At 71.8% G+C, this 15,011-nt stretch carries 15 protein-coding genes; 12 read left to right on the forward strand and 3 right to left on the reverse strand.

Features of this window, described 5'->3' with window-relative positions:
* Window positions 1-322 precede the first annotated feature (322 nt).
* Genes CP967_RS23450 through CP967_RS23460 form a run of 3 tightly spaced genes read left to right on the forward strand, consistent with a single transcriptional unit; the run spans window position 323 to window position 2,619 of the window.
* Window positions 323-682, forward strand: a complete 360-nt coding sequence (locus CP967_RS23450; protein ID WP_150489861.1) for a histidine triad nucleotide-binding protein — start codon at window positions 323-325, stop codon at window positions 680-682.
* A 15-nt stretch (window positions 683-697) separates the two neighbouring features.
* Window positions 698-1,609: a ribonuclease Z gene (locus tag CP967_RS23455; RefSeq protein WP_150489862.1), complete on the forward strand. Its 912-nt coding sequence runs from the start codon at window positions 698-700 to the stop codon at window positions 1,607-1,609.
* A 17-nt stretch (window positions 1,610-1,626) separates the two neighbouring features.
* Entirely contained in the window at window positions 1,627-2,619 is a 993-nt protein-coding gene (locus CP967_RS23460) for an adenosine deaminase (RefSeq protein ID WP_150492006.1), read from the forward strand.
* A 58-nt stretch (window positions 2,620-2,677) separates the two neighbouring features.
* On the opposite strand, the gene CP967_RS23465 is transcribed toward CP967_RS23460, so the two are convergent.
* Window positions 2,678-4,009, reverse strand: a complete 1,332-nt coding sequence (locus tag CP967_RS23465) for an MFS transporter (RefSeq protein ID WP_150489863.1) — start codon at window positions 4,007-4,009, stop codon at window positions 2,678-2,680.
* Between the two features lie 379 nt (window positions 4,010-4,388).
* On the opposite strand from CP967_RS23465, the gene CP967_RS23470 reads away from it, so the two are divergent.
* From CP967_RS23470 to era, 7 genes are all read left to right on the forward strand, one after another.
* Window positions 4,389-5,507 (forward strand): carbohydrate kinase family protein, encoded by a 1,119-nt coding sequence (locus tag CP967_RS23470; RefSeq protein ID WP_150489864.1) that lies wholly within the window; start codon window positions 4,389-4,391, stop codon window positions 5,505-5,507.
* A 208-nt stretch (window positions 5,508-5,715) separates the two neighbouring features.
* Complete coding sequence (locus CP967_RS23475) at window positions 5,716-6,738, forward strand: PhoH family protein (protein WP_150489865.1); 1,023 nt, start codon at window positions 5,716-5,718, stop codon at window positions 6,736-6,738.
* A gap of 12 nt (window positions 6,739-6,750) precedes the next feature.
* Window positions 6,751-7,248, forward strand: coding sequence for an rRNA maturation RNase YbeY (gene ybeY / locus CP967_RS23480; protein ID WP_150489866.1), 498 nt, complete (start codon window positions 6,751-6,753; stop codon window positions 7,246-7,248).
* Window positions 7,245-8,528, forward strand: coding sequence for a hemolysin family protein (locus CP967_RS23485; RefSeq protein WP_150489867.1), 1,284 nt, complete (start codon window positions 7,245-7,247; stop codon window positions 8,526-8,528). The genes ybeY and CP967_RS23485 overlap by 4 nt, the downstream gene beginning before the upstream one ends.
* Entirely contained in the window at window positions 8,525-8,878 is a 354-nt protein-coding gene (locus tag CP967_RS23490; RefSeq protein WP_150489868.1) for an MmcQ/YjbR family DNA-binding protein, read from the forward strand. The genes CP967_RS23485 and CP967_RS23490 overlap by 4 nt, the downstream gene beginning before the upstream one ends.
* A 116-nt stretch (window positions 8,879-8,994) precedes the next feature.
* Window positions 8,995-9,348: a cytidine deaminase gene (locus CP967_RS23495; RefSeq protein WP_150489869.1), complete on the forward strand. Its 354-nt coding sequence runs from the start codon at window positions 8,995-8,997 to the stop codon at window positions 9,346-9,348.
* A gap of 50 nt (window positions 9,349-9,398) precedes the next feature.
* A complete protein-coding gene (gene era, locus CP967_RS23500; protein WP_373300330.1) occupies window positions 9,399-10,373 on the forward strand; it encodes a GTPase Era in 975 nt (324 codons plus the stop codon).
* A 133-nt stretch (window positions 10,374-10,506) separates the two neighbouring features.
* Here era and CP967_RS23505 read toward each other — a convergent pair whose 3' ends face one another.
* Window positions 10,507-10,773 (reverse strand): protealysin inhibitor emfourin, encoded by a 267-nt coding sequence (locus CP967_RS23505; RefSeq protein WP_150489871.1) that lies wholly within the window; start codon window positions 10,771-10,773, stop codon window positions 10,507-10,509.
* A 129-nt stretch (window positions 10,774-10,902) separates the two neighbouring features.
* Complete coding sequence (locus tag CP967_RS23510; RefSeq protein WP_150489872.1) at window positions 10,903-11,979, reverse strand: M4 family metallopeptidase; 1,077 nt, start codon at window positions 11,977-11,979, stop codon at window positions 10,903-10,905.
* A 292-nt stretch (window positions 11,980-12,271) separates the two neighbouring features.
* On the opposite strand from CP967_RS23510, the gene leuA reads away from it, so the two are divergent.
* Window positions 12,272-14,065 (forward strand): 2-isopropylmalate synthase, encoded by a 1,794-nt coding sequence (gene leuA, locus CP967_RS23515; RefSeq protein ID WP_150489873.1) that lies wholly within the window; start codon window positions 12,272-12,274, stop codon window positions 14,063-14,065.
* Between the two features lie 236 nt (window positions 14,066-14,301).
* Entirely contained in the window at window positions 14,302-15,000 is a 699-nt protein-coding gene (locus CP967_RS23520; protein ID WP_150489874.1) for a TerB family tellurite resistance protein, read from the forward strand.
* The last annotated feature ends 11 nt before the right edge of the window (window positions 15,001-15,011 follow it).

The raw sequence follows: 15,011 nt of genomic DNA on the forward strand, positions 1-15,011 counted from the left end.
CCCGCTCCCGGACCCGCCGCGGTCCGTCCCGGGTCCCGCCGGACCCGTCGCAGGCCGCCCTGGATCCCGCCGGGCCCGCCGCGGCCCGCCCCGGGTCCCGCCGGGCCCAGCGACCGGGAGCCCCCGGATCCCGCGGGGCCCGGCACCGGGAGTCCGCCGCGGCCCCCGGACCCCCCCGAGCCCGTCGCGGCCCGCGCCGGGCTCGGGGCGCGGAGCCGGATAGCATGCCGGGGTACCGAGAGCACGCCCACCGGGCGCGTCGCACGCGAGTGCCCCGCACCGCGCGTACGACCGCTCACCACGCGACCGAGGAGGCCGGACCATGGCGGGAGAGCCGCAGACCGACTGCCTGTTCTGCAAGATCGTCACGGGGGACGTCCCGGCGACCGTCGTGCGCGAGAGCGACACCACCGTCGCCTTCCGCGACATAAACCCCCAGGCCCCCACCCATGTCCTGGTCATCCCCAAGGCGCACTACCCGGACGCCGCCTCCCTCGCCGCGGCCGAACCGCTGGTCGCCGCCGACGTGCTGCGCGAGGCCGGACAGATCGCGGTGGAGGAGAAGCTCACCGAGACCGGCTACCGCATCGTGTTCAACACCGGCGCCGGTGCCGGGCAGACCGTCTTCCACGCCCACGCCCACGTCCTCGGCGGCCGCGGCCTGCAGTGGCCCCCCGGCTAGGTCCGGGGCCCTCTCGTGTCCGTACGCGAACTCGTCGTCCTCGGCACCGCCAGCCAGGTCCCGACCCGGCACCGCAACCACAACGGCTACCTGCTGCGCTGGGACGGCGAGGGCATCCTCTTCGACCCCGGTGAGGGCACCCAGCGCCAGATGCTGCGGGCCGGCGTCGCCGCGCACGACATCGACCGGATCTGCGTCACCCACTTCCACGGCGACCACGCCCTGGGCCTCGCCGGGGTGATCCAGCGGATCAACCTGGACCAGGTGCCGCACCCGGTCACCGCCCACTACCCGGCCTCCGGGCAGCGCTTCTTCGACCGGCTGCGGTACGCCACCGCCTACCGGGAGACCGTCGGGCTGGACCGGGTGCCGCTGGACGGCGAGGGCGGCGTCCTCGCCGTCACCGACGCGTACACCCTCCAGGGCCGCAGGCTCTCGCACCCGGTCGAGTCCTACGGCTACCGCCTCACCGAACCCGACCGGCGCCGCATGCTCCCGGCGAAGCTGGCCGGCCACGGCATCACCGGACCCGACGTCGGACGGCTCCAGCGGGAGGGGGAGCTGCGCGGTGTCACACTGGACGAGGTGTCCGAGCACCGGCGCGGGCAGCGGTTCGCGTTCGTCATGGACACCCGGCTCTGCGACGGCGCGTTCGCCCTGGCCGAGGGGTGCGACATGCTGGTCATCGAGTCGACCTTCCTCGACGAGGACGGCCGCCTCGCCGCCGACCACGGACACCTCACCGCCGGCCAGGCGGCCCGGGTGGCAAAGGAGTCCGGCGTACGGCACCTGGTGCTGACGCACTTCTCCCAGCGCTACCACGACCCCGCGGTCTTCGAGGAACAGGCCAGGGCAGCCGGCTTCGAAGGGGAACTGACCATCGCCCGGGACCTGATCACGGTCCCCGTACCCACCCGCCACCAGTGACGAGTTACGAGAACCCCGTGCACCTCCCCAAAGCAGAACTCCACCTCCACATCGAAGGGACCCTCGAACCCGAGCTGGCCTTCACGCTCGCCGCGCGCAACGGCGTCGAACTGCCCTACGCGGACACCGAGCAGCTGCGTACCGCCTACCTCTTCGACGACCTCCAGAGCTTCCTCGACCTGTACTACGCCCTGATGACGGTGCTGCGCACCGAGGACGACTTCACCGAGCTGGCCGACGCCTACCTCGCCCGCGCCGCCGCCCAGGGCGTCCGCCACGCGGAGATCTTCTTCGACCCGCAGGCCCACACGGCCCGCGGCGTGGAGATCGGCACCGTGATCGAGGGACTCGGCAGGGCCCTGGAGGCGTCCGAGGAGAAGCACGGCGTCTCCACCCAGCTGATCATGTGCTTCCTGCGGGACGAGTCCGCCGAATCGGCCCTGGCGACCCTCCGGGCCGCCGAACCGTATCTGCACCGCATCAGCGCCGTCGGCCTCGACTCCGCCGAGGTCGGCCACCCGCCCGCCAAGTTCCGCGAGGTGTACGAGGCGGCCGCGGCCCTCGGCCTGCGCAAGGTCGCCCACGCCGGCGAGGAGGGCCCGCCCGCCTACATCCGCGAGGCCCTGGACGTCCTCGGCGTCGAACGCGTCGACCACGGCCTGCGCTGCATGGAGGACCCGGAACTCGTGGCACGGCTGGTCGCCGACCGGGTGCCGCTGACCCTCTGCCCGCTGTCCAACGTCCGGCTGCGCGCCGTCGGGGTACTGGAGGAGCACCCGCTGCCCGCCATGATGGACGCCGGACTGCTCTGCACGGTCAACTCCGACGACCCGGCCTACTTCGGCGGATACGTCGGTGACACCTTCCACGCCGTCCACGAGGCGCTCGGTCTGGACCGTGAACAGCTGCGCACCCTGGCCCGCAACTCCTTCGAGGCGGCCTTCCTCGACCACGACGAGGAGCGCAGGGCGCGCTACCTCGCCGAGGTCGAGGCCTACGAGTTCGACTGAGCGGCCGTCCGGCGGCCTTCGGGAGGGGCCGGTTCCCGGCCCGGCGGGCGGGCCCCCGCTACGGGCGCCCGCCCTGCCCGGCCCCGCCGGCCGTACGGAACGCGCTCCGCACCAGCCGCCTCCGCCGCAGCGCGGGCACGTCGATCTCCGCGACGGCCTGCTCCGGGGCGCCCAGTTCGGGCACCGCGCCGGGCAGGCTGTTCGTGGTGGCGGCCAGCAGGGCCGCCGGGGCGCCGCCCCGGCGCCGCACCGAACCGGGGACCAGCGGACGGCCGCCGGTGTGCAGGGCGACGGCGGTGACCGGGGCGGCGACCAGCAGGGTGGCCGCGCCCAGGATCAGCCCCATCGCGGTGTAGCCCGCCTGCTGGGACAGCACGCTGCCCAGCACCGGGCCGCAGGCCGTACCGACGGATGACGCGGACCCCGCCAGGACCGCCCAGCGGCCCCGTACGTCCAGCGAGGCCGCCAGCCCGATCAGATAGGACAGGACCACCGGGTAGAAGGCGTTCCAGAGGATCTCGCCGGTCGCGAAGGCGCCGAGGCCGTCCGCCGACGAGCTGAGCACGATGCTCCCCGCGATGACCATCGTCCCGACGCCGATCGGTACCGCGCGGCCGAGCCGGGCGCCCAGCATCCCGGCACCCGCCACCCCGAGCAGTCCGGCGCCGAGCGCCGCGGCGAACACCACGCCGATGGTCACCTCGGACAGCCCCACCTGCTCGACGCCGATACGGCTGCTCACCCCCCACAGGGCGTTCTGCGCCATGGACCACACCAGCATGCCGGCGGCGAGCACCAGGCCCGAGCGCCGGTGCGGCAACCGCCCCCGGGCCGCCGCGGCCGCACCGGCCGGCGTGCCGCCGTCCAGACGCGCGGTGGCCGGCCAGGCCAGCAGGGCGACCAGGGCGATGGAGGCGAACGGGAGCCGGTGCCCCCCGCCGAGGTGGGGGATCGTCAGGTAGAGCACCCCGGCCGTCGCGGAGACGCTCAGCAGCCCCAGGGACGACGTCCGGTGCGGGTCGCGCTGCGCCGCGATGCCCGCCGCCGCGACCGCGGTGGCCGTGCCGGAACCGAGGCCGCCGGCCACCACACCGGCGACCACCAGCGGCACCGAGCCGCTCAGCGCGGCGCAGCCGTACCCCAGCACGGCGAGCACCAGCCCGGCACGCGCCGGTCTGCGCGCCCCGTACCGTTCCACGCGCCCCGCGAGCGCGAAACCGGCCGAGGCCGAGCTCAGCAGCAGGGCGCTGCCGACCAGCCCGGCCTGGGCGGTGGTCAGCCCCAGATAGACGCTGAGGCGGCCGACGACGGTGGGGAGCAGATAGGCGGCGAGGTAACCGGCGGTGAACACGGCGACCAGGGGCCACGCGGCGCGCGGGCGCGAGGACATGGGCGTTCCTGAAGACATGCCTGAGCAGGCAGAAGAAGGCAGGGGAGGGTGAGGCGAAGGAGGCGCAAGCCTGAAGAAGCGGGAAACGCGGCACTCGTCGTCAACGGTCCCGAACGGTGCTCGCGGGCCAATTTGTATCAAGTACGCACAGCGGACGGAAAGACGACTCTATGTGATCTAGATCACAGATTGGTTTAGAGCCGTGACCTCCGGGTAGCTCTCCAGGTTTTCGCAGGTCGGGGAAGGTGTGTCAGGGGACGAGGTGAACCGGTGACCTGGCCGCGGGCCGGGCGCGCACGGGCTTACCGGGCGCTCCGGCGTATCGGGCACACTGGCCGGAATCCGCAGGTTCGTAATCCGCCACGGCAGGAGGCGCACGGTGAGCACAGACAACCCAGGCATCGACCCGCTGCTCGGTCTGCGTGTCCCCGAGGACCCGGCCTGCGACGTCTTCCTCACCGGCACGGTCTTCCTGGACATCATCTTCACCGGCCTGGACAGCGCGCCCGTACGCGGCACCGAGTCCTGGGCCAGGGGCATGGGGTCCAGCCCCGGAGGCGTCGCCAACATGGCCACCGCGCTCGCCCGGCTCGGACTCCACACCTCGCTCGCCGCCGCGTTCGGCGACGACCACTACGGCGAGTACTGCTGGGACGCCCTGGAGCAGGGGGAGGGCATCGACCTGTCCCTCTCGCGGCGGATCCCCGGCTGGCACTCGCCGGTCACCGTCTCCATGGCCTACGAGGGTGAGCGCACGATGGTCTCGCACGGCCACGAGGCCCCGGTCCCCCTGCCCGGCTGCGCCTTCCCCACCCGCCCGCCCCGGGCCCGCGCGGCCGTCGCCTCGCTCACCCCCGGCCGCAGTGAGCCGTGGGTGGCCGCCGCCGCCCGCGACGGCGCCCTGATCTTCGCGGACGTCGGCTGGGACGAGACCGGCCGCTGGGACCTGGACGCCCTGCCCGGCCTCGGCCACTGCCTCGCCTTCCTCCCCAACGCCGAGGAGGCCATGCGCTACACCCGTACCGATTGCCCCCGCGCCGCCGCGCACGCGCTGGCCGAACGGGTCCCGCTCGCCGTCGTCACGCTGGGCGCGGAGGGGGCCTACGCCGTGGACGGGGCCACCGGGGCCGCCGCCTCGGTCCCCGCCATCGCGGTGGAGGCGCTCGATCCCACCGGGGCGGGCGACGTCTTCGTCGCCGGATTCGTCACCGGCACCCTGGCCGACTGGCCCCTGGCCGACCGCATCGCCTTCGCCGGGCTGACCGCCGCCCTCTCGGTGCAGGAGTTCGGCGGCTCGCTCTCGGCCCCCGGCTGGACGGAGATCGCCGGCTGGTGGCAGCAGGTACGCGGCTGCGCCGGCCAGGACCCCGCCGCCCTGGAGCGCTACGCCTTCCTGGACGACCTGCTGCCCGCCGCCGGCCGCGACTGGCCGCTGCGCAGGGCCGTGCCCACCATCGGTTTCGGCCGCGGCGGGGAGGGACTCCCGGCTCCACGGTGAGGGTCCGTGGCGAGCGGCCGTGGCGAGGAGCCGCAGTGAGGGCCCGTGGCGAGCGGCCGTGGCGGGAAGCCGCGCGAGGGATCACGGCCCATCCCGCCCGCAAAACCCCTCGGCCCTGTCGGCAGGTGGTCGTACGCTGGTAGCCGGGAGGCCGTCGAGCGGCGACGGCCCTGCAACAGGAGGTATGCGCAGGCCCGAGGGCCGGCCCATGACTCAGTCATCCACACAGCCACAGGCGCGTGCCCAGATAAAGGTCCCGGCCGCACACCCCATGGTGATGCTCCTCGGGTCGGGGGACTCGCTTCTGCGCGTGATCGAATCGGCGTTCCCGGCCGTCGACATCCATGTCCGGGGCAATGAGATAAGCGCGACTGGAGACGCGGCGGACGTCGCCCTCGTCCAGCGCCTTTTCGACGAGATGGTGCTGGTGCTCCGCACCGGGCTGCCGATGACGGAGGACGCGGTGGAACGCTCGATCGCCATGCTCAGAGCGAGCGGCGAGGGAAACGGCGACGGGGCGGAGACCCCCGCCGAGGTGCTCACCCAGAACATCCTCTCCAACCGCGGACGCACCATCCGCCCCAAGACGCTCAACCAGAAGCGCTACGTCGACGCCATCGACCGGCACACCATCGTCTTCGGCATCGGACCCGCGGGCACCGGCAAGACCTACCTCGCCATGGCCAAGGCGGTCCAGGCCCTCCAGTCCAAGCAGGTCAGCAGGATCATCCTGACCCGGCCCGCCGTCGAGGCGGGGGAGCGGCTCGGCTTCCTGCCCGGCACCCTCTTCGACAAGATCGACCCGTATCTGCGCCCCCTCTACGACGCGCTGCACGACATGCTCGACCCGGACTCCATCCCCCGGCTGATGGCCGCGGGCACCATCGAGGTCGCCCCGCTCGCGTACATGCGCGGACGCACCCTGAACGACGCGTTCATCATCCTCGACGAGGCGCAGAACACCAGCGCCGAGCAGATGAAGATGTTCCTGACCCGCCTCGGCTTCGACTCGAAGATCGTCATCACCGGTGACGTCACCCAGGTCGACCTGCCGAGCGGCACCAAGAGCGGTCTGCGCCAGGTCCAGGAGATCCTCCAGGACGTGGACGACGTGCACTTCTCCCGTCTCACCTCCCAGGATGTGGTCCGGCACAAGCTGGTCGGCCGTATCGTCGACGCGTACGAGAAGTACGACAACGCCAATGGCCCGACCGGCCGCAACGGGAAGTAGTCGCAGCGCACCATGTCGATCGACGTCAACAACGAGTCCGGAACCGAGGTCGACGAGCAGGCGATCCTCGACATCGCCCGCTACGCCCTGGCCCGGATGCGGATCCACCCGCTGTCCGAACTCTCGGTGATCGTGGTGGACGCCGCGGCCATGGAGCAGCTCCACATCCAGTGGATGGACCTCCCGGGTCCGACGGACGTCATGTCCTTCCCGATGGACGAACTGCGTCCGCCGGCCAAGGACGACGAGGAGCCCCCGCAGGGGCTCCTCGGTGACATCGTGCTCTGCCCGGAGGTCGCGGAGAAGCAGGGCGAGGACGCCCCCACCCGGCACTCCATGGACGAGGAACTCCAGCTCCTCACCGTCCACGGGGTGCTGCACCTCCTCGGGTACGACCACGAGGAGCCGGACGAGAAGGCGGAGATGTTCGGCCTGCAGGCGGCCATCGTCGACGGCTGGCGGGGCGAACGCGGACTGACCGGCCCGTCCCCGGCTCCCACGGTCTCGTGAGCATCTCCCTCGTATCCGGGGCGGTCCTGCTGGTCGTCGTGGGCTGGCTGGCCGCCTGCGCCGAGGCCGGCATCGCCCGTACGTCCAGTTTCCGGGCCGCCGAGGCCGTCCGGGCCGGCCGCCGCGGCAGCGCCAAGCTGGAACAGGTCGCCGCCGACCCCACCCGCTACCTCAACGTGGCCCTGCTCGTCCGGGTCGCCTGCGAGATGGCGGCGGGGGTGCTGGTGACCTACGCCTGCCTCCAGGAGCTCCCCGAGACCTGGGAGGCGCTCGCCGTCGCCATGGGGGTGATGGTCCTCGTCAGCTACGTCGCCATCGGTGTCTCCCCGCGTACCATCGGCCGCCAGCACCCGCTGAACACGGCCACCGCGGCCGCGTACGTCCTGCTGCCGCTCGCCAGGATCATGGGACCGGTACCGCAGCTGCTGATCCTCCTCGGCAACGCGCTGACCCCGGGGAAGGGCTTCCGCAAGGGGCCGTTCGCCAGCGAGGCCGAGCTGCGCGCCATGGTCGACCTCGCCGAGCAGGAGTCGCTCATCGAGGACGAGGAACGCCGCATGGTGCACTCGGTCTTCGAGCTCGGCGACACCCTCGTCCGCGAGGTGATGGTGCCCCGCACCGACCTGGTCTGCATCGAGCGCCACAAGACGGTCCGCCAGGCGCTGACCCTCGCCCTGCGCTCCGGTTTCTCACGGATCCCGGTCACCGGGGAGAACGAGGACGACATCGTCGGCATCGTCTACCTCAAGGACCTGGTCCGCAAGACGCACATCAACCGCGACGCGGAGGCCGACCTGGTCTCCACGGCGATGCGCCCCGCCGCCTTCGTCCCCGACACCAAGAACGCCGGTGACCTGCTGCGCGAGATGCAGAAGGACCGCAGCCACGTCGCGGTCGTCATCGACGAGTACGGCGGCACGGCGGGCATCGTCACCATCGAGGACATCCTGGAGGAGATCGTCGGCGAGATCACCGACGAGTACGACCGCGAACTCCCGCCCGTCCAGGAGCTGGAGAACGGCTGCTACCGGGTCACCGCACGGCTGGACATCGGCGACCTCGGAGACCTGTTCGACCTCGACGAGTACGACGACGAGGACGTGGAGACCGTCGGCGGCCTGCTGGCGAAGGCGCTCGGACGGGTCCCGATCGCCGGCGCCTCCGCGGTCGTCGGGCTGCCCGACGGACGCGCCGTCAGACTGACCGCGGAGTCCCCGGCGGGCCGCCGGAACAAGATCGTCACGGTCCTGGTGGAACCGGAGAAGACGGAGCCGTCGTGACCCCTCAGGAACTGCGCTCCCTCTGCCTGGAGTTCAACGGGAGCACCGAGGAGTTCCCCTTCGGCCCGGAGACCTCGGTCTTCAAGGTCCTGGGAAAGATGTTCGCCCTCAGCGCGCTCGACGGCAGCCCGCTGACGGTCAACCTCAAGTGCGACCCGGACGAGGCGGTGCGGTTCCGCGAGAAGTACGAGGCGGTCGCGCCCGGATGGCACATGAACAAGCGCCACTGGAACACCGTCACCGTCTCCGGCCTCCCGGCCCCGGTGCTCCGGGAGATGATCGAGGACAGCTACGACCTGGTGGTCGCGGGACTGCCGAAGGCGGAGCGCCTCCGGCTGGACCGCCCGTAGAGCTCCGGACCGGAAGGGGGCCGGCCCGCGGGGGCCGGCCCCTCTCCCGTCCGCGGCCGACCCGTCCGGGGGCCCCGTCGGCGGACGGGCCGCAGCCGTCTTCGTATGCTCGGCGCATGACTGACACCACCGGGCTCGGCCCCGAGGACCGCAAGATCATCACGCTGGCCCGCAGCGTCCGTGCCCGCAACGGGGTGCCGGAGGGCGCTGCCGTACGCGACGAGACGGGGCGCACCTACGCGGCCGGCACCGTGGCCCTGGAGTCGCTGAAGCTCAGCGCGCTGCAGACCGCGGTCGCCATGGCCGTCGCGAGCGGCGCGACCTCGCTGGAGGCCGCCGCCGTCGTCTCGGCGGCCGAGGACCTCTCCGACCTGGACCGGGCCGCCGTACGCGACCTGGGCGGGGCCGGCACCCCCGTCCTGTTCGCCGGTCCCGACGGGACCCTCCGGGCGACCGTGTCCGCGGGCTGACCGGTGCGGCGGTGCCCTGCTGTGCACCGCCGCTCCCCGGATCGGGGAGAATGGGCGTCATGAGCGCTCGACCGAACAATGAAGCCGCTGCGCGGCAGGCGGAAGACACGGCCTCCCACCGGGCCGGTTTCGCCTGCTTCGTGGGCCGCCCCAACGCGGGCAAGTCCACCCTCACGAACGCTCTGGTCGGCCAGAAGGTGGCGATCACCTCCAACCGGCCCCAGACCACCCGGCACACCGTGCGGGGCATCGTGCACCGCCCGGAAGCCCAGCTGATCCTGGTGGACACCCCCGGTCTCCACAAGCCGCGCACCCTCCTCGGCGAACGGCTCAACGACGTCGTGCGGACCACCTGGGCCGAGGTCGACGTCATCGGTTTCTGCCTGCCCGCCGACCAGAAGCTGGGTCCCGGCGACAAGTTCATCGTCAAGGAACTCGCGGGCATCAAGAAGACGCCGAAGATCGCGATCATCACCAAGACCGACCTGGTCGACTCCAAGACGCTCGCCGAGCAGCTCCTCGCCGTGTCCCGCCTCGGTGAGGAACTCGGCTTCGAGTGGGCGCAGATCGTGCCGGTCTCCGCCGTCCAGGACCGCCAGGTCGGCCTGCTGGCCGACCTCATCGTCCCGTTGCTGCCGAAGAGCCCGCCGCTCTACCCGGAGGGCGACCTCACCGACGAGCCGGAGATGGTCATGGTCGCCGAGCTGATCCGCGAGGCCGCGCTGGAGGGCGTACGGGACGAGCTGCCGCACTCCATCGCGGTGGTCGTCGAGGAGATGCTGCCCCGCGAGGACCGCCCGGCGGACAAACCGCTGCTGGACGTCCACGCCAACATCTACATCGAGCGCCCCAGCCAGAAGGGCATCATCATCGGCCCGAAGGGCAAGCGGCTCAAGGACGTCGGCACCAAGTCGCGCAAGCACATCGAGGCACTGCTGGGCACCCCGGTCTTCCTCGACCTCCATGTGAAGGTCGCGAAGGACTGGCAGCGCGATCCGAAGCAGCTGCGCAAGCTGGGGTTCTGAGGACGGGACCCGCGTACGCCCGGTTCCGGGCCCCGGGTCCCACCTGTCCCGGGCGTCACCGGCCCCCAAGCATGACCGGGCCGCCGGGTGCCACCGGTCCCGGACGTCACCGGAGCCGGCGGCACCCGGGAGCTCAGGCGCCTTCCTTCAGGACCCGGGTGATCAGCGTCCGCTGTGCCTCCGTCAGCCGCGGGTCCGCGCAGTGGACCGTGCGGCCGTCGACCGTGATGCCGTAGCGGAAGCCGTCCGGCACCCCCGCCGGCGGGGCGTCCCGGCCGGCGGCGAGCGCCGCCTCGGCCAGAGCCTCCCACTCCGGGGCGTCGGCCCGCCCCGAGGTGTCGATCTCGCCGTGACGCGCGATACCGGCGAAGCCGCCGGTCCTGCTCACCCTGATGCGCATGTGTACCGGCTCCTGTCTGGCCCGCCCGGACGGGCTTCCCGGGCCGGATCCGCGCGGTCCGCCCGCCCCTCGGGCGTACGGCGGTACCACGCGGACCCGGCCGCACCCACTGCTCTACGCTCTACCCGCTCACCTGGTCGGGACTCCCACCTCCGACCACGCCTTCAGTACCGCCTCCACCTCGTCGCCCTCGCCGAACCTGCTGCGCGCCGCGGCGACCGTCAGCCGGGCGAAGGAGGCGAAGTCCGCGTCCTGGGCCAGCTCACCACCGGTCAGCACGTCGAACCAGATCCGCCCTGCCCGCTCCCACGCGTTGCCGCCGAGCGCCGTGGCGAGCAGGTAGAAGGCGCGGTTGGGGATGCCCGAGTTGATGTGCACCCCGCCGTTGTCCTCGTCGGTCTCGACGTAGTCGTCCATCGAGGCCGGCTGCGGGTCCTTGCCGAGCACGTCGTCGTCGTACGCCGTGCCTGGGGCCTTCATCGAGCGCAGGGCGTCCCCGGTCACCCGGGGGGCCAGCAGACCGGCGCCGATCAGCCAGTCGCCCTGCTCGGCGCTCTGGCCGAGGGAGTACTGCTTGACCAGGGAGCCGAAGACGTCCGACACCGACTCGTTGAGCGCGCCCGGCTGGCCTTCGTAGTCCAGGTTGGCCGTGTACTGGGTCAGGCCGTGGGCGAGTTCGTGGGCGATCACGTCGATGGCGAGGGTGAAGTCGAGGAAGATCTCACCGTCACCGTCCCCGAAGACCATCTGCTCGCCGTCGAAGAACGCGTTGTTGTACTTCTCGTCGTAGTGCACCGAGCCGATGAGCGGCAGACCCTTGCCGTCGATGGAACTGCGGCCGAACTCCGTGAGCAGGAGGTCGAAGGTGGCGCCGAGGCCGGCGTACGCGCGGTTCACGCTGGCGTCCCCGGTGGGCTCGTCGCCCTCGCCGCGGACCTTGTGCCCGGGCAGACCGGTGCCGTGGCGGCAGTCGTACAGGGTGCGCTGCGGCTTGGTGGGGACGGGGTCGGAGGTGCGCGGCGGACGGGGCCGCAGGGCCAGCGCGGTCACCCGCCGGTGCTGGCGGCGGGACCCGTCGGTCTCCAGGGTGCGACGGGCGGGGTCCGCCAGCAGGGGGTCGTCGGTCTGGGACAGCTTGTCGAGGAGGTGGGGCGGGACGATGGTGCAGAAGACGGGCCGGGGCCCGTGGTTCGGTCGAGGCTGCATGTCTTCGACTGTGGCACTCCGTCATCATCGTGTCACCGGTTGCGACGGTGATTGACGAAATAGAGTGATGAGTCACTGTTTTGTCCTCATGCTCGGGTGATCCCGCATACTGATACGGGCCGACGCGTCCGGCCCCCCTCGGTTAATGTGGCCGCATCATGCGTTTCGGGCTGCTTCTCCTTAGCTGCCGCGGCGAGGGCCTGTAGTCGTAGGCCGACCCCCTCCCCGCGGAGTTCGCCGTTGGAGCGACACAGTCGGCCACATCCGCTGGACCTCAGAGGAGCCCTACGCCATGACCGCCGCGCATTCCCCCCGGAACACCCCCGCCCCCGTGGGCGGACCCACCCCGGTCACCAACGCCACCCAGCTGCAGAAGCCTTCCGGGATGCCGGTCCACAAGTACCGCGGTTACGAGAGCGTGGACATCGCCGACCGCACCTGGCCCGACAACCGGATCACCCGGGCGCCGCGCTGGCTGTCCACCGACCTGCGGGACGGCAACCAGGCCCTGATCGACCCGATGTCCCCCGCCCGCAAGCGGGAGATGTTCGATCTGCTCGTACGCATGGGCTACAAGGAGATCGAGGTCGGCTTCCCCTCCTCCGGCGAGACCGACTTCGCGTTCGTGCGCTCCATCATCGAGGAGGGCGCGATCCCCGAGGACGTGACGATCTCCGTCCTGACGCAGGCCCGTGAGGAACTGATCGAGCGGACCGTGGAGTCGCTGCGCGGAGCGCACCGCGCCACCGTCCACCTGTACAACGCCACCGCCCCCACCTTCCGCCGGGTCGTCTTCCGCGGCTCCAAGGAGGAGGTCAAGCAGATCGCCGTGGACGGCACCCGGCTGGTCATGGAGTACGCCGACAAGATCCTGGGCGACGAGACGGTCTTCGGCTACCAGTACAGCCCGGAGATCTTCACCGACACCGAACTGGACTTCGCCCTGGAGGTCTGCGAGGCGGTCTGCGACGTCTGGCAGCCGGAGGAGGGGCGCGAGATCATCCTCAACCTGCCCGCCACCGTGGAGCGTTCGACGCCGTCCACCCACGCGGACCGGTTCGAGTGGATGTCGCGCAACCTGTCCCGCCGCGAGTACGTCTGCCTGTCGGTCCACCCGCACAACGACCGCGGCACCGCCGTCGCCGCCGCCGAACTGGCCATCATGGCGGGCGCCGACCGCATCGAGGGCTGCCTGTTCGGCCAGGGCGAGCGCACCGGCAACGTCGACCTGGTCACCCTGGGCATGAATTTGTTCTCCCAGGGAGTCGACCCGCAGATCGACTTCTCGCAGATCGACGAGATCCGCCGCACCAGCGAGTACTGCAACCAGATGGAGGTCCACCCGCGCCACCCCTACGCGGGCGACCTGGTCTACACCGCCTTCTCCGGCTCCCACCAGGACGCCATCAAGAAGGGCTTCGACGCCATGGAGGCCGACGCGGCCGCCCAGGGCAGGACGGTGGACGAGATCGAGTGGGCGGTGCCCTACCTGCCGATCGACCCGAAGGACGTCGGCCGGTCCTACGAGGCGGTCATCCGGGTCAACTCGCAGTCCGGCAAGGGCGGCATCGCGTACGTCCTGAAGAACGACCACAAGCTGGACCTGCCCCGGCGGATGCAGATCGAGTTCTCCCGGATCATTCAGGCCAAGACCGACGCCGAGGGCGGCGAGGTCACCCCGGCCCAGATCTGGTCGGTCTTCCAGGACGAGTACCTGCCCAGCCCGGACGAGGCCGCGGACCGCTGGGGCCGTGTCCGGATCCGGTCCGGCCAGACGACGACCGGTTCCGACGGCCAGGACACGATCACCGTCGAGGCCACCGTGGACGGCACGGACACCGTGCTCACCGGCACGGGCAACGGTCCGATCTCGGCGTTCTTCGAGGCGCTGCAGGCCATCGGCATCGACGTACGGCTGCTGGACTACACCGAGCACACGATGAGCGAGGGAGCGAGCGCGCAGGCCGCCTCCTACATCGAGTGCGCCATCGACGGCAAGGTGCTGTGGGGGATCGGTATCGACCCCAACACCACCCGGGCCTCGCTGAAGGCGGTCGTCTCCGCGGTCAACCGCGCGACCCGCTGACCTCCCCGGAGGGACATCCGGGACACGGCCCCACGAACAGGGCCGAACCGTCCCGCGCCGCGACCCCGTTCACCCGCCGAGGGTGGGCGGGGTTCGGCCATCTCCGGTGTTTGTGACGGACGGGCTACTGACGCCGTCTCACGCATGTGGCTAACATCACGTCCAACACGGCAACGTTGCCGTGGGGGTACCTCCCGTATCCGGAGGGTCACGGGGGAGTTACGGAGGTGTGCGACGTGCGGTCATCCAGGGGACAACGCGCCACGGGGCCGCGCATGTGCGGCGTCCGCACCGTCTGGGACACCGTCGGCGACGGCGAGTTCTTCTGCCCCGGCTGCGGAGGCGACCGCAACTACCGCCACCTCACCGGCCGCCACCGCTTCACCGTGCTCGGCCTCCCGCTGGTGCCGCGCGGCAGCGCGGGCCCCGTCGTCGAATGCGCCGCCTGCCACGCGCACTTCCCGACCGACGTCCTCGACCACCCGACCACGACCCGCTTCTCCGCCATGCTGAGGGAGGCCGTGCACACCGTCACCCTGGCGGTGCTCGCGGCCGGCGGCACCACCTCGCGCACGGTCCTCCAGGCGGCCGCGGCCGTCGTCCGGGACGCCGGGCTCGACGACTGCACCCAGGAGCAGCTCTACACCATCGTCGAGGTGCTCGCCGCGGACGCCGGGCACGGCGGCACCGACCCGGCCGCCGAGGCGTGCGGAGCGGCCCTCGCCATCGAACTGCACGAGGTGCTGGGGCCGCTCGCCCCGCACCTGGCCGTGCCCGGCAGGGAGAAGCTCCTGCTCCAGGGGGCGAGGATCGCGCTCACCGACGGCCCCTACAGCCAGGCCGAGCGCGAGGTGCTGACCGCGGTGGGCGGCGCGCTCCAGCTCTGTCCGGCCGATACCGCCAAGCTGCTGGAAGCGGCCCGCACGCCCTCCTGAGCCCGCGCACA

It is taken from the genome of Streptomyces nitrosporeus (assembly GCF_008704555.1).
In the GTDB taxonomy this organism is placed as follows: domain Bacteria; phylum Actinomycetota; class Actinomycetes; order Streptomycetales; family Streptomycetaceae; genus Streptomyces; species Streptomyces nitrosporeus.

Excerpts from the sequence above, each read along its gene's own strand:
- CP967_RS23510 (WP_150489872.1), bottom strand. The coding sequence starts at position 11,979 with ATGCAGCCTCGACCGAACCACGGGCCCCGGCCCGTCTTCTGCACCATC.
- CP967_RS23505 (WP_150489871.1), bottom strand. The coding sequence starts at position 10,773 with ATGCGCATCAGGGTGAGCAGGACCGGCGGCTTCGCCGGTATCGCGCGT.
- CP967_RS23495 (WP_150489869.1), top strand. The coding sequence starts at position 8,995 with ATGACTGACACCACCGGGCTCGGCCCCGAGGACCGCAAGATCATCACG.
- ybeY (WP_150489866.1), top strand. The coding sequence starts at position 6,751 with ATGTCGATCGACGTCAACAACGAGTCCGGAACCGAGGTCGACGAGCAG.
- leuA (WP_150489873.1), top strand. The coding sequence starts at position 12,272 with ATGACCGCCGCGCATTCCCCCCGGAACACCCCCGCCCCCGTGGGCGGA.
- era (WP_373300330.1), top strand. The coding sequence starts at position 9,399 with ATGGGCGTCATGAGCGCTCGACCGAACAATGAAGCCGCTGCGCGGCAG.
- CP967_RS23475 (WP_150489865.1), top strand. The coding sequence starts at position 5,716 with ATGACTCAGTCATCCACACAGCCACAGGCGCGTGCCCAGATAAAGGTC.
- CP967_RS23450 (WP_150489861.1), top strand. The coding sequence starts at position 323 with ATGGCGGGAGAGCCGCAGACCGACTGCCTGTTCTGCAAGATCGTCACG.
- CP967_RS23465 (WP_150489863.1), bottom strand. The coding sequence starts at position 4,009 with ATGTCCTCGCGCCCGCGCGCCGCGTGGCCCCTGGTCGCCGTGTTCACC.